Consider the following 26376-nt stretch of genomic DNA (forward strand, 5'->3'; position numbering starts at 1 on the left):
TCATCGGGCGCTCGCGCTCGCGGCCTTCACCGCCCCGGCGGCGCCGCCGCCGAGAAAGGCATCCATCTGCGCGTACATCCAGTCGGGTGAGTCGAGCATGATGAAGTGCCTCGCCGTATCCGCGACGGCCAGCGTCCACTGCGGCGCCTGAGCATACTGCCTGCGGAACGTGGCCTCCACCGCCTCGCGCGTCGTGAACGCTCTCATCCCGTACCACGATCCCAGCACGAGCAGCGGCGAGCGCACGTCTTGCAGCCTCGCCCGCAGGTCTCGCGAGCTGAGGTCGTACATGGCATCCGCCACCGCGATTCCGTCAGACGCGGTGGCCCACTCGACCACCCGTTCGTAGCCCTTTCCGGGCGCCACCATCGACTTGAGATAGGGCGCCTGACGCTGGTACGCGGCGTACGCTTCCTGCGTCTGGCTGCGCATCCTCTTCCACATGGGCTCCATGGCCTGACGCGCCGACTCCGCGGTGGCCGTGGTGTCGCCCGCTCCACCCAGGAACGGCAGCGCATCGATGATCACCAGCGGCCCGATCGCGTCGGGCGCCGCCGCCGCCATCTCGAGCGCGAGCACGCCGCCGAGCGAGTGACCGACGATGACGGGGCGCCGCAGGTGGCGGGCTCGCACGTACGCGATCAGAGAATCACGGGCGCTGTCGAGGAACGGTCCTTCGAAGCGCGGCTTTCCGCCGAATCCTCCGAGCGTCACCGCGTGGCACTGGTATCGCCCCGAGAACCGCGCCACGGTCTCACGCCATACGTCGGCCGGGCAGGTGAGCCCCGGGATGAGGATCATGGCCGGGCCCTTCCCCGTCACCTCGACGTGCAGCACCGGGCTCTCGTAGCGGATTGAAGCCGCTGAATTGGACTCTGGTGGAGCGGCAGCATGGGCCATCACGGACAGCCCGAGGGTGAGAGCGCTCAGCGTCGCCGCCGACGCGAGTCTGTTGCGTGGAACCGGTCTCATGGTCGCCTCCTTCGGTTGAGGGTCGTGCACATTCCACGTGAGGAGACGACGGGGAGTTGCGAGATTGGGAGCAGCGGGCGCGCGACGTGTCGAACGGGCTCGAGAGAGGACCGCCGGGCGGCGAACGGTTAATGTCCCGGGCCATGAGCGTGCAGGGCAAGGCATCCTGGACACCGTCCCGGCTGGCGCTGGTCGAGCGCTTCTTCGCCGGGACGGCCGAGAGCTACGACTTCATCGTCCATGCCACGACGCTCGGTGCGGACGGGCGCTGGAAGCGCCGCATCGTGGATGCGATTCCGAAAGGTGCGAGGCGAATTCTCGACCTTGCTTCGGGAACCGGGATCCTCACCTTCGCCGTTGCCCAGCGCTTCCCGGAAGCGCACGTCATCGGCGTCGAGTTGCGCGACGAATACCTCCAGATCGCCCGCCGGCGGGCGCGCGAGCGTGGTCTCGACCGCGTCGAGTTCGTGCTCGGCCGGGCCGAGGACTATCGCGAAGGCCGCTACGACGCGATCGTGTCCTCGTACCTCGCGAAGTACGCCGACCTGGCGGTGCTCGCCCACCACGCGAGATCGATGCTCGAACCGGGCGGCCTGGTGCTGATGCACGACTTCACCTATCCCTCGAACCCAGCCGCGGAGCGGCTGTGGCGCCTTCAGTTTGCGCTCATCCAGCCGTTCTTCGGCACGGTCTATCCCGCCTGGCGTCCGGCGTTCGCGGGGTTGCCGGAGCTGATCCGGGAGACGCGCTGGGTGGAGGACCTGGTCGCGGCGCTGCGAAGCCAGGCATTCGACCCCGCGGTCGAAGAGCTCTCGGTTCACGGATCCACGATGGTCTCCGCGCGCGCCTGATCATTCGGGCTTGGCGGAAGAAGGCGCAGGCCGCCGGGCAAAGAACAGCACCCAGGTGATGGCGGCGGCCGCGATCCAGCCCAGACCACTGAGCGCGACCACGCGGACGTTCTGCTGGAGCAGGGACCCGGTGATCGCCATCAGCTGGAGCACCGAGAAGGCCACCGCGGCCACTCGGATCCAGGTGGCTCGAGAGGTGCGGTCACGGCGCATGAGGATCGGCAGAGCCAGGCCGGTGAGCGCGAAGAAGACTGCGTCGACCACCACCACCCCGGTGGTCAGCAGGTCCGTGCGCGCGAACCCCAGCCCCAGGGTGAGCGCGCTCGAGACCACGCCGAGCAGGAGGATTGCGGGGACCGGTGTCGCGAAGCGCCTGCTCAGTCGAGCGAACGGAGTGAAGAAGAGGCCGTCGCGCGCCATCGCCCAGGTGAGCCTCGGGCCCGAGAGGAATTGAGCGTTGAGCACGCCGAAGGCGGAGAGGGCCACCGCGGCGGCCGCGATGCGCCGGCCGAGCCCGGGCGAGCGAACCGAGATGGCGTCGGACGCCAGCGCTTCCGCATGCCGCACACCGTCGAAGCCGAGAAGGTCGAAGTAGGCCAGGTTGGCGGCGAGGTACGCCGCGACCACCGTCGCGACGCCGAGCAGCATGGCCCGCGGCACGGTGCGCTCCGCGTCGCGCACCTCCCCCGCCATCCACAATGACTGCTGTCCCCCGCCGTAGGAGAAGAGCGTCAGCGTGACCGCGGCGAAGAGCGACGCGAAGGACATCGGGCTTCCGCCGGCCGTGTTGTCGGGGCGCGCCGTCCCGGGCTGGGTTGCCGCGGCGAGGACGACGACCGCCGACAAGGTGAGCAGCTTGAGGACCACCGTCGCGTTCTGAAGGCCGGCTCCGGAGCGCACGCCGATCACGTTGACGAGGACCAGCGACCAGCTGAGCACGGTGGCCATGCCCAGCACCCAGGGCTCGCCCGGCGCGCCGCCGTGGAGCGCGACCCCGAGATTCTGGGCGCACACGATCGAGATGATCGCCACTCCGCCCGCCTGGACCGCGGTGAGGTTGCAGAAGACGAACAGGAAGGCCGGCGGCCTTCCGTAGGCATCGCGCAGCACGTGGTACTGGCCGCCTGCCACGGGACGCAAGCGGCCGAGCTCGGCGAAGGTGACGGCGCCGAGCATCGCGATCACGCCGCCGATGCCCCACGCCGCCATCGCCGCCGGATAGCTGCCGCTGATGGCCGCCACGTCTCGCGGATTGAAGAAGATCCCGACCCCGATGATGGCGCCCACCACCACACAGGTGGTGTCCCAGAGGCCGAGGACGCGGGGCAGCGTGTGCGTGGAGCCGGTCGCGGGCTCGGCCATGTCAGGTCCCCGGGCTCAGGAGAACGGGCACGCGCCGCGTGATACTCCATCGGCTCGCGCGTACAAGCACGGGATGCAGGCGAGCGTGTGGTTGTCGAACGTGCGGGTGGGCGTGGAATCGCTGCGCATTCATCCTTTGCGCACCGTGCTCTCGGTGCTCGGCATCCTGATCGGCTCCGCTGCGCTCATCGCGACCATGGCGGTCAGCGACGGCATGGTTTCCTTTGCCCGCGAACAGGTCCTGCGCAACACGTCGGCGCTGCTCGTCACCATCAGTCCGCGCACCAGCGTATACCAGGATGGCGAGTGGGTTCCGACGCATGAGTACCCGATCTTCACGACCATGGATACCGAAGCGCTGCGCCGGCTGATTCCCGGCGTCGAGGCCGCGGCGCTCACCCTGGGCGGCCGCGCCAGCACGAGCCTGGGCGCCGTGCGATGCCGCGCCTCGGTGGCGTTCGGCAGCGCAGGGCTCACCGAGTTCCAGACCCGCGACCTGGCCGCCGGGCGGTTCTTCAGCGAAGGCGAGGTTTCCCGCAACGCGGCGGTGATCGTGGTCAACTACGCTCTCGCCACCGAGCTGTCGGCCACCCGCAATCCGCTGACGCTGGTCGGCCGGGTGGTGCGGGTCAACGGCCGCTCCCGGCGCGTCATCGGCATCCAGGCGCCCACGGGATTCGAGGACAGGAGCGACCCGGCCTTCCATCTCACCGCCCCCATCCGGTCGGCGAGCGCGCTGCTGCCGCCGCCGCCTTCAGGCGCGTTCGCGCCCTCCATCATGCTGCGGGCCGCCACCGCGGAGGACGTGGAGGACGTGCGAGCCGCGGCCACCGACTGGCTCAGCCGGCGATACCCGCAAGGCCAGGACAAGGCGCGCGTGGTCGTGGCGGCCGAGCAGCTGAAACAGGTCGAGCTCGGCTTCCTGATCATGAAGACCTTCGTGGGCGCGCTGGTCGGCATCTCGCTGCTGGTCGGCGGGATCGGAATCATGAACGTGCTGCTGGCCGCGGTCACGGAGCGGACGCGCGAGATCGGGATCCGCAAGAGCGTCGGCGCGCGCGCCGCCGACATCCACGCCCAGTTCATCGCCGAGTCCGTGGCGATCGCGCTGGCGGGCGCGATCATGGGCTTGCTGCTCGGGTTCGCGATCGCAGCCGGCGTCACCGCGGTGTTCCGCTACAAGCTCGGCGCGCCGATCCATCCGGTGCTCTCGCTCTCGTCCGTGCTGATCGCGACGATCTCGTCCTCACTGGTGGGTCTGGTGTTCGGCACCTACCCGGCCCGCCGGGCGGCCAGGCTGCCCCCCATCATCGCGCTCGCCCACGAATAGCGCTCAGCGGTCCCGGGACTCGAGCCGCTCGATGCGCTCGGCGAGCGCCGTGATCTGGGCGCGAAGCTCCACGATCTCGGCGCGAAGGTCGGACGTCCCATGCGCGGGTCGCGAGGGCGCTTCTTCGGGGGCGGGCGCGAAGGTTCTGCCGCGCTGGGATCGAAGCGCCTCGAGCTCGTCGGCCGGGTAGAGGTTGTGGGTGACCATCTGGCCACGGCCGGGTGGAGTCAGCTCGATCATCAGCCTGCGCTCGACCAGACCTTCGACGATGGGCTTGAGTGCCATGAGGTCCTCGATCGCTTCCATGCGGGACGCGCGCGCGCGCAGCTCTCCCAGCGCCTGAGGCCCGCGCAGCAACAGCTCACCGAGGACCGCGAGCTCCACCGGACGCACGCCGAGCCACTCGTACGCGAGGTGCTTGTACTTCGCCACGCGGCCGACCCAGTCGATCTCCTTCACCACGCCCAGCGTCACGAGCTCGCTCAGCACCTTCTCGACGTCGAAGTCGTCATAGGACGTCAGCGGATCGCGGTTGTTCTTCTGATTGCAGCCGTTGACGATGGCGTTGACGGTCATCGGATAGCCGGCGGGCGTGGTCTTGGCTTTCTCGATCAGCACCCCCAGCACGCGTCGCTGCGGAGCATCGAGCGGCTTCCAGCGCGGTTCGGTGGTCGCCTCGGGCATGGATTCGGGAGTGGTGCTCATGGCGCGTTCCTTCGAATGGGTTGGCGGCGAAAGATACACGAACCGCCCCGGCGCCGTTTGCGGGTAAGATGCCATGCCCATGGAGGCCCACGGCGTAACCCCTCTGGAGTCGCGGGTCCGCGAGCGGTTCCGTGAGATCTACGCGCGCGACCGCTCGGACTATCTCCGCTTCGCGATCTCGGGTGTGCTGCTCACCCCCGCCCTGCTCACCGCAGCGATCGCGCTTCTGCTGTTCATGATCCTGTGGGGCGTCAATACGAGAAACGACGCCTGGAGCAACGACCCTCGCCACGTGCTCACGGCCATTGGCACCTTCGTCGGGATGATGTTCGGCGCTTTGCTGATGAAGCAGGAGCCGAACGCCCGTCGCGATCCCGGAGGTCTCCTGCTGGGCCTGGCGCTGGTCTTCGGCGCCTTCCTGGGAGTCGTGTATGGCACGTCCTGGATGAACGGCCAGCCCACTCTCTTCTGGGCTTCGATCGTGGCTCTGGTCCTGATGGCGATGGCTCTCATGGGGCGTCTCTACGAGCCCGCGGACCATTACTACCTGGGATGGGTGGCAGGACCCATCGTGATCGACAATCCACTCACGTTCGAAGACGACATCGATCGAGAGCACATCAAGCTTGGCTTCGGCGCGGCGATTCCCACGTTCATCCTGGGCGTCTACGGGGAGATCTTCGGGAGCGCGTGGCTGCTGCGCCCGCTGGACGATCGCGAGGAGGAGCTGGCCGCAAACACGCTGATCGAGGCGGAAGCCGGAATGGTCTCCGCCGCGGTGAGCGAGGCGGTTCGGTTGGAGCAGGTCCGCGTGGCGCATGCTATCCGGGCGCTCTTCAAGCTGGATCTGATCCAGCATCGAAGAAACGGGATCAGGCTGACCGCGAAGGGCCGCGAGCTGCTGAAGGATGCCCGGGGACTGCGCGGCTGAATCTGTCTTCAGCTCGTGGGTATCGACGAACCGTAGCGCCGCAGGACCGCGGCGGCCTCGATGTAGAGCGTGGGGTCTGTCCCGAAGATCTGGGCGAAGCGCACCGCCACCTGGTCCTCGGGAATCTCGGTCTTCTCGACGCCGCCCGGAGGATAACGAGTCAGCGTTCCGTTCCGGAGGCTCGTGAACACGCCATCCACGTAGGCGCCGTAGGAGAGCCGATGGAGGAAGCTCTGCGGAGCGCTCCAGTCGTTGGCCGCGTGGATGAGATCGCGCAGGCTCGCGAGGGTTCGCGGCTTCGGGTCCAGCGTCTTGGTCGGCCCGGGATTGCGCGTGACCAGGATCGTGTCCCCGCGCACTTCGTACTCCAGTTTCTCCCGGTGCGTGTCGAGCGAGAAGGACTGGAACAGCGGATAGGCCTGAAAGATCGGGGCGGCATACCCCACGTCCGCGTAGAACGCCCCCTCGGGAAGCTCGACGCGAACGCAGCAATGGCCCGGATCCATGATCATGAACGAGGCCTCGAATCCGAGGTCCTCGAGCAGCGCGTGCAGGCCACGCGCGAGCGTCCAGCACAGCCCTCCCGCGCCGCGAGTCACGATCCGCTCCACGTACTGATCGAACGGCGGCAGGAAGTCTCCGCGCCGAAGTCCCGGCTCGTAGTCGATCAGCTTGGTCAGCGTCTCGAAAGGCACCCGCGTCTGGTGCTCGTGGATGATGCGATCGAGGTACCCACGGCTCGGCGCTTCGCGGTTCAGCTTCAGATGGCCGAGCAGATGATCGGCAGACGCGCGGGTCGATGCCGTCACTGGGCGGCGCCGATCAGGATGCCTCGCAGCTCCGCGTAGTTGGCGCTGACCGAGAGGTCATGGTCGGTGAGGTTGTAGACGCGAATGACCCGGTTGTCCTCGTCGAGGATGATCACGTCGCGCCAGCTGGCGTGCCAGGCATGCCACACGTTGGTGCGTGGGAGGTCCTGGAGCCAGGGGAGCGTCCGTCCCTGACAGACCTCGACGTTGCCCGACTCCTGCCCCGCCTCGTTCACGCCCAGGATCCGGACCGGGCGGGCTGTCGCGACAGTGTCGAAGTCGTGCTGCATCTGATCGAGGAGCCCGAACTGGGCTCGGCAGTAGCCTCAGGTCGCGTGACCGAAGTACCAGGCCGAGATGTTCCCGAGCTGGCTCCGCGGCGAGATCAGCTCGCCGGCGGTGACCGAGTTCTGGTTCACGTCGGGAATGGAGAAGTCAGGGGCTTGGGTCGCGGCCGGCAGGGGCTCGAGCGGCTTCTCACCGCACGCGGCCAGCAGTGCGAGGCACGCGGCCGCGACGATGGCGCGGACGCGCGGCAGGGTCCTCCCGTGGGCGATGAGCATCGCGGCAATTTAACCCAAAAAGCCGCTGGATACTTCGAGGCCCGCGGAGGGATGATTCCGGCCGAGGCTCCCGATGCCCCCGAATCTCCCGATTCCCTCGCTGTTCCTGCGGCTCACTCTCGTCGCCCTGCCGCTGGCGATCGCGGTGTGGTGGGCCGCTCCGGGAGACCCCGTCGACGCGCTGCTCGAGCACAAGGCCGATCTCGTCCGAGTCGAGCGCATGCCGGCGCCCGAGCTCGGCGAGCGAGTCGAGCGCTGGCGCATGATGACGGCCGGCGGCGACACGCTGCGCGCCTTGTGGCGTGCCGCGGCTCCGGGCGCGGCCCGGCCCTGGACCGTCGTCCTGCTCGGTGGATTGGTGACGGGAGACCGAGCCACCCTGCTGGTCCCGGACGACGCGGCGACGCACGTGCTCGCGGTGGACTGGCCGTGGCGCGAGCCGCGGCGCATGTCGTGGTGGCGGGCGGTGCTCCGTGTGGGTGCGATCCAGCGAGGGGTGATGACCTCGCCCGCCGTGCTCGCGCTCGGTGTGGAAGCGGCGGCAGGCGCGCCCGAAGTGACGCCCGAGCGGATCGCGCTCATGGGTGTGAGTCTCGGCGTCGCACCCGCGGTGTCGGTGCTGCGGCTCACCCATCGTCCCGCGGCGCTGATCCTGCTGCACGGCGCGGCGGACATTCGCGAGCTCCTGCGCCATGGACTGGCGCGCGAAGGCGTGCCGGGTTTTCTGGCCTCTCCCCTGTCGGCGCTCGCCTCACGCCTCATCCATCCGCTGGAACCTTCGCTCCACGCGGCCGCCGTCGGCGCCCGCCCGGTGCTGATGATCAACGCGGTCGGCGATCCGCTGCTCCCGGCGAAATGCGTGAAGCGGCTGCACGGACTCTTCCCTGCGGGAGACGTGCGCTGGGGCGCTCCTCTGCACGGAGCTCGCGAGCGCCGGGTTTCGGTCGCGGATGCCACGCGCGAGGTCGAAGCCTGGCTGAAGACGGCCGCGGTCGCGAAGAGGCCCGGGCTGCCGCCCGGGCCCCGGCGCGTCTCGAAATCCGCCTAGGCTCTTTCGTAGACGCGCGTGAAATTCCGCGTCGTGCCTTCGCGCTCCACCCGGGTCGAGACCACGAGCCGGCGATCGCGGTTCTCGAGCGTGAACAACTGGGTGATGCGCCCGCCATTACGGCCGACCCGCTGGACCTCGAAGCGGTTGTCGTTGATCCAGCGCGCATTCGTGTAGGGACCGTCCTCGTAGGCCCCATAGCGGTAGCCGGCATCCTCGAGCGAAATCTCGGCGATCAGCGAGCCGCCCTCATCCTGGATGCGCACGACCTGACCACTGCCGCTGATGCGGAACACGTCCGGGAGGAACCAAGCGCGATAGCGCATGCGATCCGTCCGATCCGCGCTTTCCCAGTCCGCCCCGAATCGATCCTGTTCATCCATCCAGGCGCCGCCATAGTCGCCGCGCCCCGTGTCCAACTCCCACCGTCCATTGAAATCTCTGGCGTCATAGCCTCGTGAATAATCCGGCGACTCCGAGTTATAGACGTTGGGAGCGCAGCTCACCATGAGCAGCGCGGCGGCTGCAACTCCAAGCCATCTCAAAACCTTCATGGTGCCCCTCCTCTAACGGCCTCCATGCGCGATGCCACGGCGGCATCGGGGAGAAGGCTGTCTCGCGATCCCCCGTGGGACGTGGAATGCATGGACAGCGCCAGAGGAAGCAGTCTTTGCCGCGGCGAAACAATGGAAGGCCGCTGCCAACTCAGCGCGGGATCTGCAGGGCCTCGATGGGAATGGAATAGATGTCGCCGAGCCCGTTGCCCGGTGACTGAAGGCGTCGCGTGAGCTCTTCGTAGCTCATGCGGGCGGCGGGAGGCTTGTCGAGCGAGCTGCGGGCGCTGGTGAAATAGAAGGTGCGTCCGTCCGGCGAGACGCTGGGGTTGAAATCCCAGGCCGCCGAGTTGATGCCGTGTCCGAGCGCCCGGGCGCCCGACCATACGCCGCTCCTGCGGAAGCTGATGTAGAGGTCGAGTCCGCCCTTGCCGTCCGCTCGTCCTCCCGCGCTGAAGATCAGATAGCTTTCATCCGGCGAGATCCATGGCTCGATCTCGCCGAACTTGGTGTTGATCGAATCGCCGAGGTTGATCGGCGGCATGTAGCGGCCGTTCTCGAAGCGCGACATCCAGATGTCGTCCCGGCCCTTGCCTCCCTCGCGAGTCGCTCCGAAGTAGAGGTTGCCGTTGGCCGCGATCGACGGAGACCACTCGGTGACGTCGGTGCACACATCGGGACCGAGCGCCCGGGGGCGTCCCCAGTCCTGACCCGATCGCTCCACCACCCAGATGTCGCAGCTCGGCTTGGGCGAGTCTCCCGAATCGGGGCGGTTGGAGATGAAGAACAGCTTCGATCCGTCGAGAGTCAGATGAGGGTCGGCGTCGCTCCAGCGGCCCGAGAATGGCGCCATGGTCGGGGTCGTCCAGCGACCGTCGCGCTTCCGGGTCTCGAGGATCGTCCAGTAGCCGAAGTCGGCCGAGGCGCGGCAGAAATACGCTGTCTTCTGGTCGGCGCTGAGCGCGACGAAGAAGTCGTATGCGCCGGTCGAGAAGATGCCTTCGCCGAAGAGCGTCGGATGAAGCTCCTGGGCTGCGGTCGGAACGCCGGGTGAAATGCCGGCAAGGGCCAGGAAGGCGAACGCACCCAGCCACCGCCGGTCGGGTCGCCACGAGCACGTCATGGCTGCAATCTAGGTGTTGCCATCGCTCGCGCCGGCCCCAAAGGACCGCCGATGAAAAGCCGGCCACGGGCGCGGACATGGGCCGGTCGAACGAGGGGGGCAGCCCCATCCCTTAGGAACGAATTACAGAGAACGAATTACAGAGGCGTGGAACATTGGGGTCCAAAATGGACCGGCTGACGTCGGGGTGCGATTCGGGAAGCGTGACAGGACGCGGGCCCCGTGAGCGGTGGGTTTCCCGGTGTGGCTGGCCCGGTGCTTGCCCGAAGGGGGTCGGGCCGGTCTTGGCTTACGGGCGGTGAGGGGCTTCGTGTCTCTCGGCCGTGACCGCCAGCGAGCCGGTCGGATCGCATTCGCGACGCGTCCGCGAATACTCCAGGACCGAGGACAAGGAATGGGAATCTTCGACCGGAAAAAGGAAAAGCCGGATTTCGGAAACGTACGTTCGGGAGGATCCACCACGGATCCCGCGAAGCGGACGAGGCCGGCGTCGCCCCGCAGCTACACGGTGCAGAAGGGCGATACCCTCTCCCGCATCGCCGAGCAGTTCTATGGCACCGCGGCCAAGTGGCGACTGATCTACGAAGCCAATCGCGATCTCATCAAGGACCCGGACCTCATCTATCCGGGACAGACCTTCACGATCCCGGAGGCCTGATCAAGGAGGACATCCCATGTCACGAATGACGAGATGGTGGTTGCCGGCCCTCGGCCTGCTGCTGGTCGTGGCCCCGGCCTGTACCAAGAAGACCGAGACCACATCGACGACCACGACGACCACGGAGCCGGGGACCACGGTCGAAGGGACGATGACCCCCGTTTCGGTGGTGGCTGTCGATCTCGGCCGCAATGTCGACGCCGAGAAGAAGGTGACGGAGCACGTGGACGTGTTCAAGCCGAACGACACGATCTACGCGTCGGTCGTCACCAGCGGATCGGCGCCGAACGCGAGGATCGGAGTGAAGTGGATGTTCGAGGACGGTCAGGTGGTCGATCAATCGGAGCAGGTGATCGCACCGAGTGGAGCCGCCGCGACCGAATTCCACATCACGAAGCCCAACGGATTGCCGGCGGGCAATTACAAGGTGGAGGTATCCGTCGACGGGAGCCCGGTACAGAGCAAGGACTTCAAGGTCACATCCAGCTAGGTTGGCGGCGCCCAGCCGGCGCCGGAATCGGAAAGAGAAAGAAGCTCCGGGTGTTCGCCCGGAGCTCTTTCGTTGACGGCTACTTCGTGGCGACGGAGTTGGTGATCGGCGTGACGAGCGCCATCATCGCGGTCTTCTCAGGCTCACCCATCTTGACCTCGTCCGCGGCCGACGACAGCGCCTGGTTCAGCTCGGCGACGCTGGCCTGATCGAGCCCTCGCCCCGAGAGCGTGGTCATGAGATCGGGAACGCCCGCGTTCGGAGGCGCGAGCCCGCTGGCCTTGGCGATCTCGTTCACCAGACCGAGCTTCGTGGCCGTCAGCGCCGCCGCGTCGAAAAGCTTCGACAGCAGTGGGCTCTTGGAGATGTTGAGCCCGAAGGCTTCCGCGAGCCGGTTCACTCCGGGCAGTCCGCCCAGATAGTTGAACAAGCCCTTTCCTGCATCGAACGCGGACGTCACGGCGGACGTGGTCGGTTTGCCCGATTCCGTCATCGCATTGGTGGCCGACTTGCTGCAGCCGCCGAGACTCAGAGCGATCGCGACGAACAGCATGCTGCATGCGACTCTTCCACTGGCCTTCATCTGCGTCTCCTTCGGGACCAAGTCCGTGAGAGGGCTGAAGCGCGGACCCCTATCGAGGGTTCGAGCGGCCAGTCGGGAGAAGCCGATCTCGGAACGTCCTCGCGTGGGCGAAAGATACTCTACCCATGCGTGCCGCGCGGGAGGATACTGCGCCGCACATCGCATCTCTTCCGGAAGTGACGCTCCAACCCCTCGATTCCAAGATTCGGACACCAGGCATGACCGTCCCTCAGAGGCGACACCGCTTGCGCACGGCATTGGTCGTCGCCGCCGGGGTCATTGTCGCTTGGGGCGTCCTGGGCGCGCTCTTCCTGCCCGGCTACTTCCGCGGCCAGCTCGAGCGGTTCGTATCGGAGCATACGCGCGGCTCGCTCTCGATCGGCCGGCTGGCGGTCAATCCCTTCATCCTGGCAACGGGCATCCACGACTTCGTGCTGCTCGGACCCGAGCGGGACACGCTGCTCTCGGCCAGAGAGTTCACGCTCGACGTCTCCATCACTTCCATCGTTCGCAAAGGCATCGTGCTCGACCGCATCGCGCTGGTCGGTCCGGAGGTCCACCTGACCGTCCTTCCCGATGGCCGGCTCGACTGGATGCGGTTGTTCCTTCCGGAGCGGGATACCGCCCGGGTCGCGACCCGACCGGCGCAGTTCCCTTCGCTTCGCATCCGGCGAGTGTCGCTCGAGGGCGGCAGACTGCTGTTCCAGGACCAATCTCGCAGCCTTCCTTTTGCCACGGCGATCGAGCCCATCCAGCTCGAGCTCGAGCGGTTCAGCACCCTTCCCACCGAGCGCGGCGATCACTCCTTCACCGCCAGCCTCATCGAGGGGGGCACGCTGCGGTGGCAGGGGGCCTTCTCGGTGGATCCGGTCGTGGCCACAGGCCGCGTCGATGTCGACAGTCTCTCGGCGCGCGCGCTGTGGCGCTGGATGAGCTCCGACCTGCGCTTCGAGGTGCTGGAAGGGCGCCTGTCTCTCACCGTCCCCTACACGTATCGAGCGTCCGGAGACAGCACGAATCTCGTGCTGCGCCAGGCGTCGATCCGCGCCAACGGGGTCCGCATCGTGGAGCCGGGACGCGCAGGCGACGTCGTGGTCGTGCCGTCGCTGGCCGCCGAAGGTGGTCGTGTCGATTTCGCGAGGCTCAAAGCCTCGCTGTCGCGAGTCCACGCCGAGGGCGCGCGGCTCGTCACCTCGCTCTCGCCGGACACCGTGTTCAGCCTGGCTCGCCTGTTCGAGCCGCGCACCAGAGCCGAGCCGGCGAAGGCCGGACCGCCTCCGCCCTGGCGGGTGACGCTCGACCGATTCGACGTCTCGAACGTGGCGGTGTCGTTCACGGACAGCACGCAATGGCCTCCTCCCACCTTGAGCTTCGATCAGATGGGCTTCGAGACCCGCGGGCTCGACAGCGGCCGCGAGCTGAGCGGAGCCATTCGCGCGCGGGCGCGGGTCGAAGAGTCGGGCACGCTGGAAGCAGAAGGCCATGCGAGCCTGTTTCCGACGTTCGTGGACCTGGGCGTGCGCGCGCAAGCCGTGCCGCTCCGCCCGGTGCAGGCCTACCTCGATACCTTCATCCGGCTCGACATCGTGCGCGGCAACGCCGACCTCGTTGGCCGGCTGAAAGCCGGCGCCACGCAGGATGGACGGCTCACGTTCTCGCTGCGCGCCGACGGACGCGTGCGCGAGCTGGCGGCCGCGGATTCGGCCTCGGGCGACGACTTCCTTCGGGTGGCCGAGGCCGTGGTGAAGGGCGCGGAGCTCGATCTGGGACCGGATCGATTCCGGATGAAGTCGCTCGCGCTCGCCCGGCCCTCGGCGACCGTGGCGCTGGGCTCCGACGCGTCGCTCAACCTGTTCCGCATCTTTCCGTCGCTCGTGCCGCCGGCCAAGGGCACGGTGACCAAGGCGGTGCCGTTCCGCATCGACCGAATCGGAATCAAGAACGGAAGAATGCGCTTCGTGGACCACACCGTGGCGCCTCCCTACGTGACCCGGGTGGAGCGCATCAGCGGAGAGCTGCTCGGATTGTCGTCGGACCCCAAGGACGAAGCGCACTTCGTTCTCGCCGGCAAGGCCGACGGCACGGCGCCCATCAAGGTCGACGCACGGCTGCGGCCCGCGGACAAGGAGCCCTATGGGGTGTTCACGTTCTCGCTCTCGAGCTACGAGATGACCGCGCTCACCCCCTACATCGGCAAGTACCTGGGTCGTTTCGTCGACCGCGGCCAGATGAGTCTCGATCTCGACTACCGGATCGCCGACCGTCACCTCAAGGGGCAGAACGACGCGAAGCTCGACCAGTTCACGCTCGGCCAGAAGTCCGGGAGCAAGGATGCCACCCGGCTGCCGGTCGGCCTGGCGCTCGCGCTGCTGAGGGATCGCCATGGCCGCATCGCGCTCGACGTCCCGGTCGAGGGAGACCTCGACGACCCGCACTTCGGCATCGGCCGGGTCATCCTGCAGGCCCTGGTCAACCTGGTGACGCGTCTGGCGATGTCGCCGTTCGCGCTGCTCGGCAAGCTGGTTCCCGGCGGAGGCGACGAGACCCTTGGGGTCATCGCGTTCGCGCCGGGCGTCGATACGCTCTCCGCCGACCAGGCCACCAAAGTGGGCAAGCTGGTCGAGGCGCTCGGCGAGCGCCCCGAGCTGCGGATCTACGTGACCGGCGCCGCCGACTCCATCGTCGATCGCGGAGGCCTCGCGCGCAGCGGTCTCGAGACTCAGATCGCACGGCAGCGGCGTTCCGAGTTCTTCGCCGCGGGCGTGGCCGAGCCGGAACGCGCGGTCGATGCTCCGATCCCGCCGGGAGAGCGGGAGCGGGCGATCGCCAAGCTCTACCTTCGTGCGTTCGGCAAAGACTCGCTCGGCAAGACGCTTCCCCATCCCGAATGCTCGAGCGGCGACCTGCGTCGCATCGCGAAGCTGGCGTTGTCGGGAAGAACGCCCGACCGGCCGACCTGGCCGTCCTCCCGGCGCTCGTTGACGGAGGACGCCGTCCGCACCATGGAGTCGCGCTTGCTGGCCGGCACGGTGATCGCTCCAGCCGACCTCGAGCGGCTCGCCGTCGGGCGCGCCGAAGCGCTCAAGCGTCAGCTGGTCGAGGTGAGGGGATTGTCGGAGGAGCGCGTCTTCATCAAGGGCGCCGCGGTCGGCAACCACTCCGCGCACGAGCAGGTCGCCTGCCAGCTCGACCTCACCGATTGAGTCGCGGGGCCAGGCCCGTTGCGGGCGCTTCGTGTCCCACGTATCGTGCGCGCGTGCCGTTCCCGAGCCGCTCGTGCCTCGTCCTGGCTCTCGCGCTGGCCGGCCACTGCACCGCGCCGGCCTGGGCGCAGGATTCCACGCCGGCGCCGCCGGATTCCGCGGCGCTTCGGGACATCACCGACGTGCTCCGATCATGGTTCGGCCTGCCGGTGAGGACCGAGGTCGCGAGAGAGCTGAAGCCCGGGCTCTCGCTGACGATCCTTCCGAGCATCGGTTACAACCCGTCCTATGGCGCGTTCATCGGCGCCTCGGTGGCGATCGGAGGCTGGCTCGGCGATCCTTTGACCACGAACCTCTCGGCCGGCAGCGCGGGCGCGAGCTATTCCACGACCGAGCAGATCAGCGTGCACCTCAAGTCGGACTTCTACCTGCCCGACAACGCATGGGCGCTGAAAGGCGACTGGCGCTACCTGGACACCAGCCAGCCGACCTTCGGACTCGGATCCGCGCATCCCGGGCAAAGCTCGTATCCGATGGAGTTCGTCCTCTACCGGCTCCACGAGACGGTGCTCAAGCGCGTCAAGCAAACGCCCATTTACGTCGGGCTCGGGTACCACTTCGATCGCTACGACGAGATCCACGACGAGCGCGCCGAGGCTGGCGAGACGACCCCTTACCTGGTCTACAGCGGCGGGCTGCCCTCCCGCTCACAGTCCTCGGCGGTCTCCGGCAACGTCCTCATCGACACCCGCGACAATGCGATCAATGCCGGCCGGGGAGTCTTCTGGAACGCGAGCCTTCGCTTCGATCTCCGTGAGCTGGGAAGCGACGAGGACCGCCAGACTCTGTGGAGCGACTTCCGCACCTACGTCCATCTTCCGCGCGGGCGCGACGTGCTCGCCATCTGGAACTACTACTGGTTCACGTTCGGCCGGGGGCCGTATCTGGATCTTCCCGCCATCGGCTGGGATACCTACGGTCGAAGCGGCCGCGGCTACCTTCAGGGCCGCATTCGCAGCGCGAACATGGTCTACCTCGAGTTCGAGTACCGCAGGCGGTTCACGCGCGACGACATGTTCGGAGGCGTGGCATTCATGAACATGACCGCGTCCACCAACTCGTCGGGCGGTCCCTTCGGAACTCCCGATCCCGGCTTCGGGCTCGGGATCCGGGTGAAATTCAACAAGAAGACCAACACCAACCTGTCGGTCGACGCGGCGCGCGGCCAGGACGACACGACGCGCTTCTTCTTCGGCCTGCAGGAAGTCTTCTGATCCGGCTCGTGGCGCCTGCTACCGGATCGCGAAGCTGAAGCCCGCCAGAAGCTCGCCGCTGTTGTACCAGTCCGAGGAGTAGTTGTAGCAATAGCCCCACGGGTCGCACCAGAAGCCGCTGTCCGTGGTGAGGTGGGTGTCGGTGACCCGCCAGCGACCCTCGATCCGAGTGCTGAGCCTCTCGCTCATCGCCACCTTCACCCCGAGACCGAAGTTGAAGTTGAAGAGCGTGTGGGACTCGGGCTGCGGGCCGGTGCCGAGGTTGAAGTCCGTGTCGATTTGCGGATGCGTGACCGACCATCCGAAACCCACGATGCCGATCGGCGTCACACGCGGATTGCCCGAGGGCTGGTAACCGAGGAAGTTGATGTCGTAGCTGTCGATGTCGACGCGACCGAATTCCTGACGCGGCTGCCCGCTGAGCGTGCGGTCGACGTGGACGTCGGAGCCCGTCCGCGTGTAGGAGAACTCGATTCCGCCGCGGAAGCCGGTGGCTGAAAGCTTCACGCCCCAGAGACCGGAGTTGGTCAGCTCGACGTTGCTGTTCCCAGTGGTCGAATAGGCGTTGTAGAGATCGCTGGCGATGTAATAACCGGCGAAGGGCGTGATTTCGAGCCTGGCCTGAGCCGAGGCGACGGAGACGCCGGCGAAGAGTGCGGCGGTCGCGGCAGCCAGGACCACCCGTGCGGATTTGAGCGATGACATCGAATCCCCCGCGGTTGATTTCCGATCCGACCGGAGTGAGAGGCATTCCGAACGGCCAAGCGTCACCGATTGAGAGGCCGCACGCTAAGGCGGGGCGCAGAGTGTGTCAAACACTCCGGGCGCGCGCCCGTCGCTCCTCGATCCGCGTTCGTCGGCGCTCCCGGACTCCATGCCTCATCTCGTTTTTGGACCCATCGCGCCCGCTGTCGGGAAACATTTGCTTTCTGGCCCGTCCGGAGCCCAATATCCCGCTGCGAATAGGCTCACAAGGCGGGGCCCGTGCCCTGCTGCCTTGACAAGCGCGAGGCTTGGCGGGTGACCCTGCCGCGCGCACGACAACCCACCCAGATCTCTGCGAACCAAGGGGAATCCATGAAGCTCCGTTCGTCCGTTCGCCTCTCTCTGGCCGTCTTCTCCCTCGCCTGGCTGGCCTCATGCACGGCGAGCACCGAGCTCACGAACTCCTGGACCGATCCGACGGCCGCGAACCGCAGCTTCAAGAAGATCGCCGTCGTCGGCGTCACGCCGAAGACGTCCGCCCGGCGCATTTACGAGGACACGTTCGCCCAGGAGCTGCAGTCGCGCGGGATCACGCCCGTCACCAGCTACTCCTTCGCGGGCGAAGGCCAGCTCGACAAGGATGCTGCCGTCGCGAAGCTCAAGGAGCTCGGCGTCGACGCCGTCATCGTCACGCGCCTGATCGATCAGGAGACCTATCAGACCTACTACCCGCCGACCTACTCCGCGGTCGCGGCGCCCTCCGCCTACTACGGTGGCTGGTACGGCTACTACTCGATGGGCTACAGCTACATGTCGACGCCCGGATACACCGAGGAGAACAAGGTCTTCCGCCTGGAGACCAACCTCTACGACGTGACGAACGACAAGCTCGCCTGGTCCGGACTGACCCAGACGACCATCAGCGCCGGCGAAGCTCCCGAGACCCAGATCAAGCCGTTCATCGATACGATCGTGATGGACATGGAGAAGCACAAGGTGGTGCCTCGCAGGAAGTGAGCGGTCGGCGCCCCTCTCCGCCAGGACTGCTCGCGATCAAGACGGCCGCCGGCAAAGCGCCTTAGGTTTCACGATTTATTCAAACTTCAACCACAAGGAGCAGGTCATGAAGAAACCTGTGTTCGGCATGCTGGCGGCGGTGCTGTTGATGGCTGGCCTGGCGTCGGTCGTTCCCGTGACGAGTGGGGCCGACAGCCTCGAGTCCGAGATCGAGCTGCTGAGGTCCGATCTCAAGACCGGCAAGATGGAGCTGGTCAAGGAAGCGATTCACGTCGAAGGCGCCAAGGCGGACGCGTTCTGGCCGGTTTACCGGACGTACCAGGCGGAGCTCGACAAGATCGGCGATCAGCGGCTGGCCTTGATCAAGGACTACGCCGAGAACTTCGACAAGATGACCGATGAAAAGGCGAAGACTCTCGTGAAGTCGGCGCTCGATCTTCAGAAGAAGCGAGTCGACCTCCTCCAGAAGCACTACAAGAACTTCGAGAAGGTCCTCGGTCCGACCGACGCGGCTCGGTTGGTCCAGGTCGAGCATCTCATTGCGGCGCTGATGGACGTCCAGGTCGGAGCCAATCTGCCGCTGATGGAGAAGTCGGCGGCGACGACGACGAAGCAGGAGTAATCCAGAGCGGATGCACGAGCGAGCCACCGCCTGAGCGCGGTGGCTCGCTCGTTTGCAGGGGAACCTCCGTCTGCCGGCCTTGCCATTCCCGCGGCCCACGACTACCGTCGCGCCGGCTCGTCCTCGCATACCCGTAGGGGCTCGGAGGTTCCTTTGAGCGCACGGTTCGTGGATGCAGCGGTGCCCGTCTTCTCGCTGGTCGAGGATCCGCTGCTGAGGCTGCAGCGAGCCGTACGATTCGCGCCTCCCAAAGGCTTCGGGGCCATCCGCCGCTCCGTCGGCTTCATCTTGATCTCCTGGGTTCCGATCATGGTCTGGGCCGCCATGAGCGGCTATCTCCAGTCGGACCGGAGCGACCCCATCCTTCGCCACCTGGGTGTCCACGTGCGCTGCCTGCTGGCGATCCCGTTGATGATCCTCTCCGAACCGCTCGCCAACTGGGTGATCGGCGCGATCGTCGGCAACTTCGTGCCATCCGGATTGATCCGCTCGGAGGATCGCGATCGGTTCGCCGGCGTGCTGAAGTCGGTCGAGCGGTGGCGTGACTCGAGCGTCGTGTGGATCGTCATGGTTGCGATGGTCGGCCTCAATGCCTGGCTCGCGAGTCGAGTCTGGGTCAACGATGACGCGGACGCCCTCACCTGGGCGGATGGCGCGACCACGCTCGACTTCGGCGGGGCGTGGGGGCTGTTCGTCGTTCGCCCGCTCTTTCTGCTCCTGCTCCTCGTCTGGCTTTGGAGGCTGATGCTGACTTGGGTGCTCCTGCGGAAGATCTCCAGGCTCGAGCTGCAGCTCGTTCCCTCCCACCCCGACCGTGTCGGTGGTCTGGGATTCCTCGAGTTCCATTCGGCGGCTTTCGGGCTGGTCGTGCTCGCCATCTCGAGCGTGGTGTGCGCGGGGGTCGCGCACCAGATCCTGAGCCACGGCGCGACGCTCAAGCAGTTCCAGATTCCGCTGCTGGTCATGGTCGGGCTCATGGTCCTGCTGTTCCTCTTGCCGCTCACCTCATTCCAGTCGCGGCTGAGGCGCGCCCACCTGCGCGCGCGATTCCAGTACGGAACGCTGGCTGGAAGGCACGTTCGCGCCCTTCACGAGCGCTGGGTGGAAGGCAAGAAGGTCGAAGACGACATACTGTCCGCACCCGAGATCGGTCCCGCCGCCGACGTGGCGACACTCTATGGGATGGGGACGCAGATGAAATTCGCCCCGATTGGAAAGGTCCAGATCGGCACCATCGTCGTCCCCGCGCTTCTCCCCGTGATCGTGCTGATCGGAACCGAGGTGCCGATCACCGAGGTCCTGCTGATGCTCCTGCAGATGCTCACCTGAGCGTCGCGTCTCAGGCAATCCAAGAACGGGACAGTCAGACGCGTTCGTCGCGGCGCAGGGTTCGCGCTCTATCTTCTTGACACCTCAGCAGTAGGCGCTCACTGTTCAGATGTTCCCACCGCGCCTCTCGCACGATTTGTAGCCTCTCAGCGAGCCACCCAGCGAAACGCGATGCGGGTCCAGGCTCGAAGGGATCGGGCTTCGTCATCCAGGGACGAGGTTCGAGGTCCTCCATGAGCTCCCAGCCGGTCGTCATCGCGATCGTTCTCCTGGGCATCGGCCTCGCCACCGTCTTCAGCATGTCGTTCCGCATCGGGCCCTTCGGATAGGAGTGCCATGACGCTCGCGCAGCTCGTTCCCATCGTGCTCCAGGTCAGCGTGGGCCTGGCGGTGTTCTCCATCGCGCTCCAGGCGCATCAGGGCGATCTGAGCTACCTGCTGCGCAAGCCCTCCCTCCTCTTCCGGTCGCTGCTCGCCATGAACTTCGTCATGCCGGCGCTGGCCGTAGCCACCGCCGTGCTCTTCAATCTGCGGCCGGAAGTGGAGACGGCGCTCATTCTGCTCGCCATCGCTCCAGTCCCCCCGGTGCTTCCGGGAAAACAGAGGAAGGCTGGCGGCAACGTGTCCTATGGCATCGGGCTGCTGACCATTTCCGCCATCGCCGCCATCGTCACCGTCCCGGCGTCCATCGAGCTCATCGCTCGCGTCATGGGCCGTGACATTCACGTGCCGGTCGGTCTGATCTTCAAGATCGTCGGCATCACCGTGCTGGCGCCGTTGATGCTGGGCGCTCTGGTCAGGCGAATGGCGCCCGCGCTGGCGGAGCGACTGGCCAGGCCGTTGTCGCGGGTGGGGTCCGTCCTGTTGCTGGTGGGGGTCATCCCGATGTTCGCCGCCGCGTGGCCGGGAATCATGGGCCTGGTCGGCGAGTATTCGCTTGCCGCCATCGTGTCGTTCACGGTGGTCGGCCTTCTCATGGGCCACCTACTCGGGGGGCCTGATCCAGGCGACCGGACCGTGCTCGCGCTCTCCACCGCCACTCGGCATCCCGGTGTGGCGCTGGCGCTCTCGGGAATCGTCGCGCACGGTCATCGTGGGCTCGCCGCGGCCGTGCTGCTCACGGTTCTGGTGGTCGCGATCGTGACCTTCCCGTACATGCAATGGCGCAAGCGCGCGGACGCCGCGGTCGGCGTTCCCGCGGTTCAGGGCGAAGCATAGAGAGGACGGGATTACTTCCTGAAGCGCGATTTGTCCGAGGTCCGCGCGCGACAGAAGGAGTGACGTAGACACCGAGAGCAAAGCAGAGAACTAGGAAGACACCGAGCCCTCGGACCGCGAGGCGTTCAACAGGAATAGTCGAAGCAGCACCGGATGAAATCTTCGACGTATGTCGCCAGGGATGACGTCGGAGGTTGTGGTGGAGCCGCTCCCCTCAGCACCTCGTCTTGGTTATGGGCGGTTGATCGCCCTGAGTTTGGGTGTCATCGGCGTTCTCGAGTTCGGCAATTCGTCGGTGTCCGAGACGCCCGAGAACACTGCTTCTCAGAAGGAGCCGCCGGTGTTCCAGAACGAGGCGCCGCTCGGTGAAAGGCTGAAGGTATCGACCGCGAAGAGCGAGCCGCCGCTGCATCTCGTCCCGGCGAGCGCCGACTCCGTGCCGGTGATCACTCGCGGCGCGGGTCCGCATAGCAGTCCGCCCAGCGGCTCACTGCCACCGGACGACATCGACGTGATCCTGTCGAGCAAGCGTTTCCCGTGATTCGGATCGATTCCATTTGACCCGCCGTTGATGAAGCTCTAGGACGTGCAGTTCGTGAATGGACGGCCGCAGGCGATGGTCCTCGCATGGCGCTTCTCGTCCCTCACACCGACGGCGGACGGGAACGGCGCTACGACCGCCAATCCCACATCGGTCGCCTTGACCGGGCGCTCGATCAGGCGGCGGCGTCTGGGTGGGACGAGCGTCGATATGAAGAGAGAGTGGAAGAGAGTCTTTCCCTTCGAGTAACGGCGGCCCACGAGGGTCGATCAGGACCGCCGACCATCCCGCGAATTAACTTTGTCTGGTGCTCGCGAGCCGCGAGGAGGATTGCCATGCTTCGGTTGGCATCGATCGGTCTGATCGTTCTGTTCTCATCCATGCACTCGATTCTCGTGACCGCTCAAGCGCGGGACGCTGCAAGTCCTTCAGAGGAAGTTGCCGCGCAGGTGGAAGACCTCCGAGCGTCGTCTCAGGTCCGGGACTCCCTGAGCGCGCTCGCCGACAGCGCTACCGGCGCCACGCGAGAGTTCCTCGAAGAGTCGATTGCGCAACGGAGGCAGGAAGTTCACGCCGGTGTGCTGTCCATCGTCGAGAGGATCCAGGACGAGCAGCAGGGCGGCGCGGACGTGGCCGCTTCACGAAGCCTCCTGGACGGGTGGCTCCGTGAGGAATGGCCTCGCTACCGCACCCAGCTCCAGCGGCGGATGCAGACGATCGTGGTGCTCAGCCGGTCGAGCGACGGAGTGACGGGCTCCGAGCGGGTGGAGCTCGAAGGCGAGATCAGCGGGCGGGTCGATCGGCTGTTGCAGGCGTACGAGTCTCTCGTCGACGAAGTCGTGGCGCTGGAGAGGATCGGAGTCGACGTCGCCGGTCCGCGTCAGTTTCTGGTCCAGGGTCTGCCGTCCGCAGCCGCGGCCCAGCTCACGAGAGTTCAGCTCGCGGGCCGCGCGCGGGCCAACGCGCTGGCCCGGCTCTCCCAGGATGCCGATAACGCGGAACTTCGCTACGCGTTGGAAGCGGCCGACGAGAGGCTCAAGCGTTCGAGCCAGGCTCTGCTGACGGGGATTCTGCTCATGGATCGCCTGGACCTGGACACCCAGGCGCTTCGGGTCGGCTACATCGGCGCCACGGGGAAACTCACCGCGGACATCTTCAAGTGGCGGGTCCTGCTCGGCGTCTTGCGGGCGCAGGGACTGCAGCTCCTCGACCTCCTCGCCTCGAAAGCGCCGCAGTGGATCTTCCAGGCGGCGTTGATCACGGTCACTTTTCTCGCGTTTCGGACGCTGGCGCGCCTGGCGCGGCGCGTGGTGCGGCGAGCGGTCGGCTACGCTCGCTTCTCCGGACTATTGCGAGGCACGATCGTGGGCCTCGCGGGGACCCTGGTGATGCTGATCGGGGTCGTGGTGATCCTCACCCAGCTTGGCGTCCAGGTCGGTCCCCTGCTGGCAGGCTTCGGCGTGGCCGGTGTGGTCATCGGCTTCGCCATGCAGAGCACGCTCTCCAACTTTGCGGCCGGGGGCATGATCCTGGGCAACCGAACCTTCGATCTGGGCGACGACATCGAGGTCGCCGGCGTCACCGGCGTCGTGAAGCACATGAACCTGATGTCCACCACCATCCTCACCGGCGACAACCAGACGATCATCATCCCGAACAGCACCGTCATGAGCGGTGTCATCAGGAACCAGACGACCCAGCCGAACCGCCGTGTCGATCTGGTCTTCGGCATCGGCTATGCGGATGACATCGGCCAGGCGGAGCGCGTGCTCGAAGAGATCGTCGCTTCGCAGCCGCAGGTGCTGAAGGAGCCGGTTGCTGTCATCCGCCTGCACCAGCTGGCCGACTCCTCGGTCAACTTCGTGGTCCGGGTGTGGACGCAGAAGCAGCACTACTGGGAGGTCTACTGGGGGATCACCCGGGCGGTGAAGCTGCGCTTCGACCAGGAGGGGATCTCGATCCCGGCGCCGCAGCGCGAGGTCCACCTCAAGGCCGGCAGAGGAACGTCCGCTCCGACGGTCGCCGTGAGGACCACTGGGACGGTGGAGTCGTGAAGGCGCCCCCGGAGGGTGATGGCTCAGGCCTTATCGACCGCCTTGGACGACGAACGCCCGATCTTGCCCACCACCATGCCGAGCAGCGCCCAGATGAAGAGCACGACGCCGACCCCTCCGCCGTACATCCAGTGGGCGATGCGGGAGGACTGAGTGTTGAAATCGCTGAGCGCCACCGGCGGGACGGCCTTGAGGAAGAGCTGGAAGAACCACTCGCCGAGCGCCACACCGACCGCTTCGCTGAGCACGAACAGGAGGAGTGTCGCGAACATTCTCGCCGACATGGTCAGGCCCTCCGGTGAGGAAGCCGGCTCCGTCCACCGCCGATGGTCGATTGCCGGGCAGGACGGCTCCTGCCCGGTCGCGACGTCAGGTTGACCCGCCTCAGAGGGTGAGGATCAGTCCCGCCGAAAGCTCGAACTGATCGTAGTACTCGCCGGTTCCGACCCCGTAGCAGTAGAACGGATCGCACCACACGCCGGAGCCGGTGGTGAACCAGGCCGGGATCCAGACGCCCTGGATCTTGAGCCCGATGTTCTCGTTCATGTCGCGGCGAATGCCGACGCCCATGTTCCAGGCGAACTTTCCGATCGTCTCCGTGCGCTGGCTCGAGAAGATCGACGCGCCGAGGCCGAGCGTGAAGAACGGCTTCGTGTAGCCCGAGCGGTAGGCGTACCAGGTGCCGTTGAGCATGATGTCGTCACGCTTGAGCGGTCCGCCCGAAATCCTGGTGCCGTTTTCGAGCACGGCGTCGATGTTGCCTTCGAAGTGCATCCAATTGACGGAGACCGAGCTGTTCCCGGGAGTCGGCGTTCCCAGCGACGCCCCGTAGCTGTAGGTGTCTTCCGTGTCGAAGTCACGGATGCCGACGAGCGAGTTCATGCCTCCGCCCCAGCGATAACCGATCGTGGGCGTGATCTCGATCCCGCCGCCGCCCTGGGCGCGCGCGACGCCAGCCGAACCAATCAGGACCGCAGTAACCAACGTCACCATCGTCCAGCGCATTCGTGCCTCCGGTGTGTGATCGACGAGTTCCCAGTCCATTCATCGCCCGAGAGCCGGGACCGATCGCGTGCGACTCGCGATCGGCTCACCGGCTCTCGAGCGCCACGCTCAGTTCGTACTGCCTTCCGCCGTCTGCTGATTGAGGGGCGGCACCAGCTTGATCTCGATTCTGCGATTCTTGTCGCGGCCTTCCGGCGTGTCGTTCCCCTGCCGCGGCCGACTGTCGGCGAACGATACCGCAGACAGCCGTTCCTTGGCGATGCCGGTCTGCTCGAACACGCGCACGATCTGGGCGGCGCGGGCGCCTCCCAGCTCCCAGTTGGTCGGATACTTCTTGGCGAGTGACGCGCCGATCTTCTGGTTGTCGGTGTGGCCCGTGACGACGATTTGATAGGGGTTCGCCTTCACGTTCTCGGCGACCTGGACCAGCAGCTCACGTCCCGTCTTGTCCAGTTCCGCGGAGCCGGACTTGAAGAGAATGTCCTGCGCCATGTTCACGCTGATGCCGTCGCGAACCCGCTCGATCTCGATCTTGCCGCTGCTCAGCTCCTCCTTCAGGTTGCCGATCATCGACTCATAGGTGCCCTTCATCTCGTCGGCCGCTTTGGCCTTCTCGGCGGCCACGGCCTGCGCCTCTTTGACCTGAACGTCGAGCGCGGCCTTGTCGGCTTCGAGCTGGGCCTTGTCCTTGTTCGCCTGTTCGAGGCTGCTCTGCAGCTCGGTGTTCTTGGCCGAGAGCTCGTCCCGGCTCTTGGTCATGTCCAGGTACTTGGCCTTCGAGACGCCGCATCCCGTCAACAGCGCGGTTCCCGTCATGAGCGTGAGCGCACCCCTCACGACGCCGCCCCACCAGCGAGATCTCATTTCCATCTCGTCCTCCTCGGGTTGAGGCCACCGTTGGAAACTCACTTCGATCATCGAGTCGACCCAGGCGTGAGCCCGGCTGCTCATCACCCGCCTCGCGGCATCGATTCGTTGGCTTCGCAACGAAGGACCACGACGCCCCGACCGCGGTCGAGAAACGTCCTATTGCACCATCCGTGAGAATGCTGAGGAGGGTGCCGCGGCCATCCATGGACGGCGGCCCGCCGGACGAACGGCCGGCGTGTGCGGAACCGAAGGGTGAGAGGTCGTTCAGAGGTGTCGGGCCGTTCGCGGCTCATCGAGCCGCTCCCTCATGCGCCACACGCCGGGCATGATAATGCCCGCTGCCTTCACGGTCCAGCATGGAGAGACGCAATAAAACCTAGCCGATGCGTGACTTGGGCTATGTCCCGGAGACCTCCTCAGTAGCTGGTGCCGATCGCGAGATGGAATTGCCACCGCCGGTTGCTGTGACGGGGCAGGCTCTCGAGGGGAATCCCGGCCTGGGCTCCGGCCAGAGCGTCCTGCGCATCCACGAGATCCGTGACCGACGGGTTCAGCTTGT

At 66.5% G+C, this 26376-nt stretch carries 27 protein-coding genes; 14 read left to right on the forward strand and 13 right to left on the reverse strand.

Annotation, left to right across the window (positions count from 1 at the left end; genetic code table 11):
- Complete coding sequence (locus VFQ05_03515; protein HET9325817.1) at positions 1 to 972, reverse strand: alpha/beta hydrolase; 972 nt, start codon at positions 970 to 972, stop codon at positions 1 to 3.
- A 131-nt stretch (positions 973 to 1103) separates the two neighbouring features.
- Between VFQ05_03515 and VFQ05_03520 the strand changes: the two genes are divergently transcribed.
- Positions 1104 to 1823, forward strand: a complete 720-nt coding sequence (locus VFQ05_03520) for a class I SAM-dependent methyltransferase (GenBank protein HET9325818.1) — start codon at positions 1104 to 1106, stop codon at positions 1821 to 1823.
- On the opposite strand, the gene VFQ05_03525 is transcribed toward VFQ05_03520, so the two are convergent.
- On the reverse strand, positions 1824 to 3185 hold the full coding sequence (locus tag VFQ05_03525) for an APC family permease (protein ID HET9325819.1): 1362 nt from the start codon (positions 3183 to 3185) through the stop codon (positions 1824 to 1826).
- On the opposite strand from VFQ05_03525, the gene VFQ05_03530 reads away from it, so the two are divergent.
- Positions 3184 to 4515, forward strand: a complete 1332-nt coding sequence (locus tag VFQ05_03530; protein HET9325820.1) for an ABC transporter permease — start codon at positions 3184 to 3186, stop codon at positions 4513 to 4515. The two genes, VFQ05_03525 and VFQ05_03530, sit on opposite strands and share 2 nt — an antisense overlap.
- A gap of 3 nt (positions 4516 to 4518) precedes the next feature.
- Here VFQ05_03530 and VFQ05_03535 read toward each other — a convergent pair whose 3' ends face one another.
- Positions 4519 to 5220 carry a DUF480 domain-containing protein gene (locus VFQ05_03535; protein HET9325821.1) on the reverse strand — a complete coding sequence of 234 codons (702 nt, stop codon included), beginning with the start codon at positions 5218 to 5220 and terminating at the stop codon, positions 4519 to 4521.
- A 79-nt stretch (positions 5221 to 5299) separates the two neighbouring features.
- Between VFQ05_03535 and VFQ05_03540 the strand changes: the two genes are divergently transcribed.
- On the forward strand, positions 5300 to 6151 hold the full coding sequence (locus tag VFQ05_03540; GenBank protein ID HET9325822.1) for a hypothetical protein: 852 nt from the start codon (positions 5300 to 5302) through the stop codon (positions 6149 to 6151).
- Between the two features lie 8 nt (positions 6152 to 6159).
- Here VFQ05_03540 and VFQ05_03545 read toward each other — a convergent pair whose 3' ends face one another.
- From VFQ05_03545 to VFQ05_03555, 3 genes are all read right to left on the reverse strand, one after another.
- Positions 6160 to 6960 (reverse strand): arylamine N-acetyltransferase, encoded by an 801-nt coding sequence (locus VFQ05_03545; protein ID HET9325823.1) that lies wholly within the window; start codon positions 6958 to 6960, stop codon positions 6160 to 6162.
- Entirely contained in the window at positions 6957 to 7196 is a 240-nt protein-coding gene (locus VFQ05_03550) for a hypothetical protein (GenBank protein HET9325824.1), read from the reverse strand. Before VFQ05_03550 ends, VFQ05_03545 begins: the two co-directional genes overlap by 4 nt.
- A gap of 90 nt (positions 7197 to 7286) precedes the next feature.
- Positions 7287 to 7523, reverse strand: coding sequence for a hypothetical protein (locus VFQ05_03555; protein ID HET9325825.1), 237 nt, complete (start codon positions 7521 to 7523; stop codon positions 7287 to 7289).
- A gap of 73 nt (positions 7524 to 7596) precedes the next feature.
- Here VFQ05_03555 and VFQ05_03560 point away from each other — a divergent pair, with 73 nt between their 5' ends.
- Positions 7597 to 8571, forward strand: a complete 975-nt coding sequence (locus VFQ05_03560; protein ID HET9325826.1) for a hypothetical protein — start codon at positions 7597 to 7599, stop codon at positions 8569 to 8571.
- Here the strand turns inward: VFQ05_03560 and VFQ05_03565 are convergent.
- Together VFQ05_03565 and VFQ05_03570 are read right to left on the reverse strand one after the other, a co-directional pair.
- On the reverse strand, positions 8568 to 9125 hold the full coding sequence (locus VFQ05_03565) for a hypothetical protein (GenBank protein ID HET9325827.1): 558 nt from the start codon (positions 9123 to 9125) through the stop codon (positions 8568 to 8570). The genes VFQ05_03560 and VFQ05_03565 overlap by 4 nt on opposite strands.
- A gap of 151 nt (positions 9126 to 9276) precedes the next feature.
- Positions 9277 to 10248: a Xaa-Pro aminopeptidase gene (locus VFQ05_03570; protein HET9325828.1), complete on the reverse strand. Its 972-nt coding sequence runs from the start codon at positions 10246 to 10248 to the stop codon at positions 9277 to 9279.
- 394 nt (positions 10249 to 10642) lie between these two features.
- Here VFQ05_03570 and VFQ05_03575 point away from each other — a divergent pair, with 394 nt between their 5' ends.
- A complete protein-coding gene (locus tag VFQ05_03575; GenBank protein HET9325829.1) occupies positions 10643 to 10906 on the forward strand; it encodes a LysM peptidoglycan-binding domain-containing protein in 264 nt (87 codons plus the stop codon).
- Positions 10907 to 10922: 16 nt separating this feature from the next.
- Positions 10923 to 11396, forward strand: a complete 474-nt coding sequence (locus tag VFQ05_03580) for a hypothetical protein (protein HET9325830.1) — start codon at positions 10923 to 10925, stop codon at positions 11394 to 11396.
- 79 nt (positions 11397 to 11475) lie between these two features.
- On the opposite strand, the gene VFQ05_03585 is transcribed toward VFQ05_03580, so the two are convergent.
- Positions 11476 to 11979, reverse strand: a complete 504-nt coding sequence (locus tag VFQ05_03585; protein ID HET9325831.1) for a hypothetical protein — start codon at positions 11977 to 11979, stop codon at positions 11476 to 11478.
- A 245-nt stretch (positions 11980 to 12224) separates the two neighbouring features.
- On the opposite strand from VFQ05_03585, the gene VFQ05_03590 reads away from it, so the two are divergent.
- Together VFQ05_03590 and VFQ05_03595 are read left to right on the forward strand one after the other, a co-directional pair.
- Positions 12225 to 15182, forward strand: coding sequence for a DUF748 domain-containing protein (locus tag VFQ05_03590; protein HET9325832.1), 2958 nt, complete (start codon positions 12225 to 12227; stop codon positions 15180 to 15182).
- Between the two features lie 53 nt (positions 15183 to 15235).
- A complete protein-coding gene (locus tag VFQ05_03595; protein ID HET9325833.1) occupies positions 15236 to 16456 on the forward strand; it encodes a hypothetical protein in 1221 nt (406 codons plus the stop codon).
- Positions 16457 to 16474: 18 nt separating this feature from the next.
- On the opposite strand, the gene VFQ05_03600 is transcribed toward VFQ05_03595, so the two are convergent.
- On the reverse strand, positions 16475 to 17161 hold the full coding sequence (locus tag VFQ05_03600) for an outer membrane beta-barrel protein (protein HET9325834.1): 687 nt from the start codon (positions 17159 to 17161) through the stop codon (positions 16475 to 16477).
- 372 nt (positions 17162 to 17533) lie between these two features.
- Between VFQ05_03600 and VFQ05_03605 the strand changes: the two genes are divergently transcribed.
- The 6 genes from VFQ05_03605 (at position 17534) to VFQ05_03630 (ending at position 23942) form a co-directional block, all read left to right on the forward strand.
- On the forward strand, positions 17534 to 18178 hold the full coding sequence (locus tag VFQ05_03605; GenBank protein ID HET9325835.1) for a hypothetical protein: 645 nt from the start codon (positions 17534 to 17536) through the stop codon (positions 18176 to 18178).
- A 106-nt stretch (positions 18179 to 18284) separates the two neighbouring features.
- The gene (locus VFQ05_03610; protein ID HET9325836.1) at positions 18285 to 18800 is read left to right on the forward strand and encodes a hypothetical protein; all 516 of its coding nucleotides are present in this window, start codon (positions 18285 to 18287) and stop codon (positions 18798 to 18800) included.
- A gap of 153 nt (positions 18801 to 18953) precedes the next feature.
- Complete coding sequence (locus VFQ05_03615; GenBank protein ID HET9325837.1) at positions 18954 to 20129, forward strand: hypothetical protein; 1176 nt, start codon at positions 18954 to 18956, stop codon at positions 20127 to 20129.
- 336 nt (positions 20130 to 20465) lie between these two features.
- Entirely contained in the window at positions 20466 to 21347 is an 882-nt protein-coding gene (locus VFQ05_03620) for a bile acid:sodium symporter (protein HET9325838.1), read from the forward strand.
- 199 nt (positions 21348 to 21546) lie between these two features.
- Positions 21547 to 21888, forward strand: coding sequence for a hypothetical protein (locus VFQ05_03625; protein HET9325839.1), 342 nt, complete (start codon positions 21547 to 21549; stop codon positions 21886 to 21888).
- A 335-nt stretch (positions 21889 to 22223) separates the two neighbouring features.
- A complete protein-coding gene (locus VFQ05_03630) occupies positions 22224 to 23942 on the forward strand; it encodes a mechanosensitive ion channel family protein (GenBank protein ID HET9325840.1) in 1719 nt (572 codons plus the stop codon).
- Between the two features lie 23 nt (positions 23943 to 23965).
- Here VFQ05_03630 and VFQ05_03635 read toward each other — a convergent pair whose 3' ends face one another.
- From VFQ05_03635 to VFQ05_03645, 3 genes are all read right to left on the reverse strand, one after another.
- Entirely contained in the window at positions 23966 to 24226 is a 261-nt protein-coding gene (locus VFQ05_03635; GenBank protein ID HET9325841.1) for a hypothetical protein, read from the reverse strand.
- Between the two features lie 100 nt (positions 24227 to 24326).
- On the reverse strand, positions 24327 to 24947 hold the full coding sequence (locus VFQ05_03640; GenBank protein HET9325842.1) for a hypothetical protein: 621 nt from the start codon (positions 24945 to 24947) through the stop codon (positions 24327 to 24329).
- Positions 24948 to 25055: 108 nt separating this feature from the next.
- On the reverse strand, positions 25056 to 25811 hold the full coding sequence (locus tag VFQ05_03645) for an OmpA family protein (GenBank protein ID HET9325843.1): 756 nt from the start codon (positions 25809 to 25811) through the stop codon (positions 25056 to 25058).
- Between the last annotated feature and the right edge of the window lie 565 nt (positions 25812 to 26376).

Source organism: Candidatus Eisenbacteria bacterium (genome assembly GCA_035712145.1).
Taxonomy (GTDB): domain Bacteria; phylum Eisenbacteria; class RBG-16-71-46; order RBG-16-71-46; family RBG-16-71-46; genus DASTBI01.

What these genes read in the sequence shown, in the direction of transcription:
- VFQ05_03635 (HET9325841.1), bottom strand. Translation starts at nt 24,226, where the DNA reads ATGTCGGCGAGAATGTTCGCGACACTCCTCCTGTTCGTGCTCAGCGAA.
- VFQ05_03600 (HET9325834.1), bottom strand. Translation starts at nt 17,161, where the DNA reads ATGTCATCGCTCAAATCCGCACGGGTGGTCCTGGCTGCCGCGACCGCC.
- VFQ05_03555 (HET9325825.1), bottom strand. Translation starts at nt 7,523, where the DNA reads ATGCTCATCGCCCACGGGAGGACCCTGCCGCGCGTCCGCGCCATCGTC.
- VFQ05_03515 (HET9325817.1), bottom strand. Translation starts at nt 972, where the DNA reads ATGAGACCGGTTCCACGCAACAGACTCGCGTCGGCGGCGACGCTGAGC.
- VFQ05_03565 (HET9325827.1), bottom strand. Translation starts at nt 9,125, where the DNA reads ATGAAGGTTTTGAGATGGCTTGGAGTTGCAGCCGCCGCGCTGCTCATG.
- VFQ05_03530 (HET9325820.1), top strand. Translation starts at nt 3,184, where the DNA reads ATGTCAGGTCCCCGGGCTCAGGAGAACGGGCACGCGCCGCGTGATACT.
- VFQ05_03560 (HET9325826.1), top strand. Translation starts at nt 7,597, where the DNA reads ATGCCCCCGAATCTCCCGATTCCCTCGCTGTTCCTGCGGCTCACTCTC.
- VFQ05_03520 (HET9325818.1), top strand. Translation starts at nt 1,104, where the DNA reads ATGTCCCGGGCCATGAGCGTGCAGGGCAAGGCATCCTGGACACCGTCC.
- VFQ05_03610 (HET9325836.1), top strand. Translation starts at nt 18,285, where the DNA reads ATGAAGAAACCTGTGTTCGGCATGCTGGCGGCGGTGCTGTTGATGGCT.
- VFQ05_03605 (HET9325835.1), top strand. Translation starts at nt 17,534, where the DNA reads ATGAAGCTCCGTTCGTCCGTTCGCCTCTCTCTGGCCGTCTTCTCCCTC.
- VFQ05_03525 (HET9325819.1), bottom strand. Translation starts at nt 3,185, where the DNA reads ATGGCCGAGCCCGCGACCGGCTCCACGCACACGCTGCCCCGCGTCCTC.
- VFQ05_03640 (HET9325842.1), bottom strand. Translation starts at nt 24,947, where the DNA reads ATGCGCTGGACGATGGTGACGTTGGTTACTGCGGTCCTGATTGGTTCG.
- VFQ05_03630 (HET9325840.1), top strand. Translation starts at nt 22,224, where the DNA reads ATGCTTCGGTTGGCATCGATCGGTCTGATCGTTCTGTTCTCATCCATG.
- VFQ05_03645 (HET9325843.1), bottom strand. Translation starts at nt 25,811, where the DNA reads ATGAGATCTCGCTGGTGGGGCGGCGTCGTGAGGGGTGCGCTCACGCTC.
- VFQ05_03620 (HET9325838.1), top strand. Translation starts at nt 20,466, where the DNA reads ATGACGCTCGCGCAGCTCGTTCCCATCGTGCTCCAGGTCAGCGTGGGC.
- VFQ05_03580 (HET9325830.1), top strand. Translation starts at nt 10,923, where the DNA reads ATGTCACGAATGACGAGATGGTGGTTGCCGGCCCTCGGCCTGCTGCTG.
- VFQ05_03535 (HET9325821.1), bottom strand. Translation starts at nt 5,220, where the DNA reads ATGAGCACCACTCCCGAATCCATGCCCGAGGCGACCACCGAACCGCGC.
- VFQ05_03540 (HET9325822.1), top strand. Translation starts at nt 5,300, where the DNA reads ATGGAGGCCCACGGCGTAACCCCTCTGGAGTCGCGGGTCCGCGAGCGG.
- VFQ05_03570 (HET9325828.1), bottom strand. Translation starts at nt 10,248, where the DNA reads ATGACGTGCTCGTGGCGACCCGACCGGCGGTGGCTGGGTGCGTTCGCC.
- VFQ05_03575 (HET9325829.1), top strand. Translation starts at nt 10,643, where the DNA reads ATGGGAATCTTCGACCGGAAAAAGGAAAAGCCGGATTTCGGAAACGTA.
- VFQ05_03585 (HET9325831.1), bottom strand. Translation starts at nt 11,979, where the DNA reads ATGAAGGCCAGTGGAAGAGTCGCATGCAGCATGCTGTTCGTCGCGATC.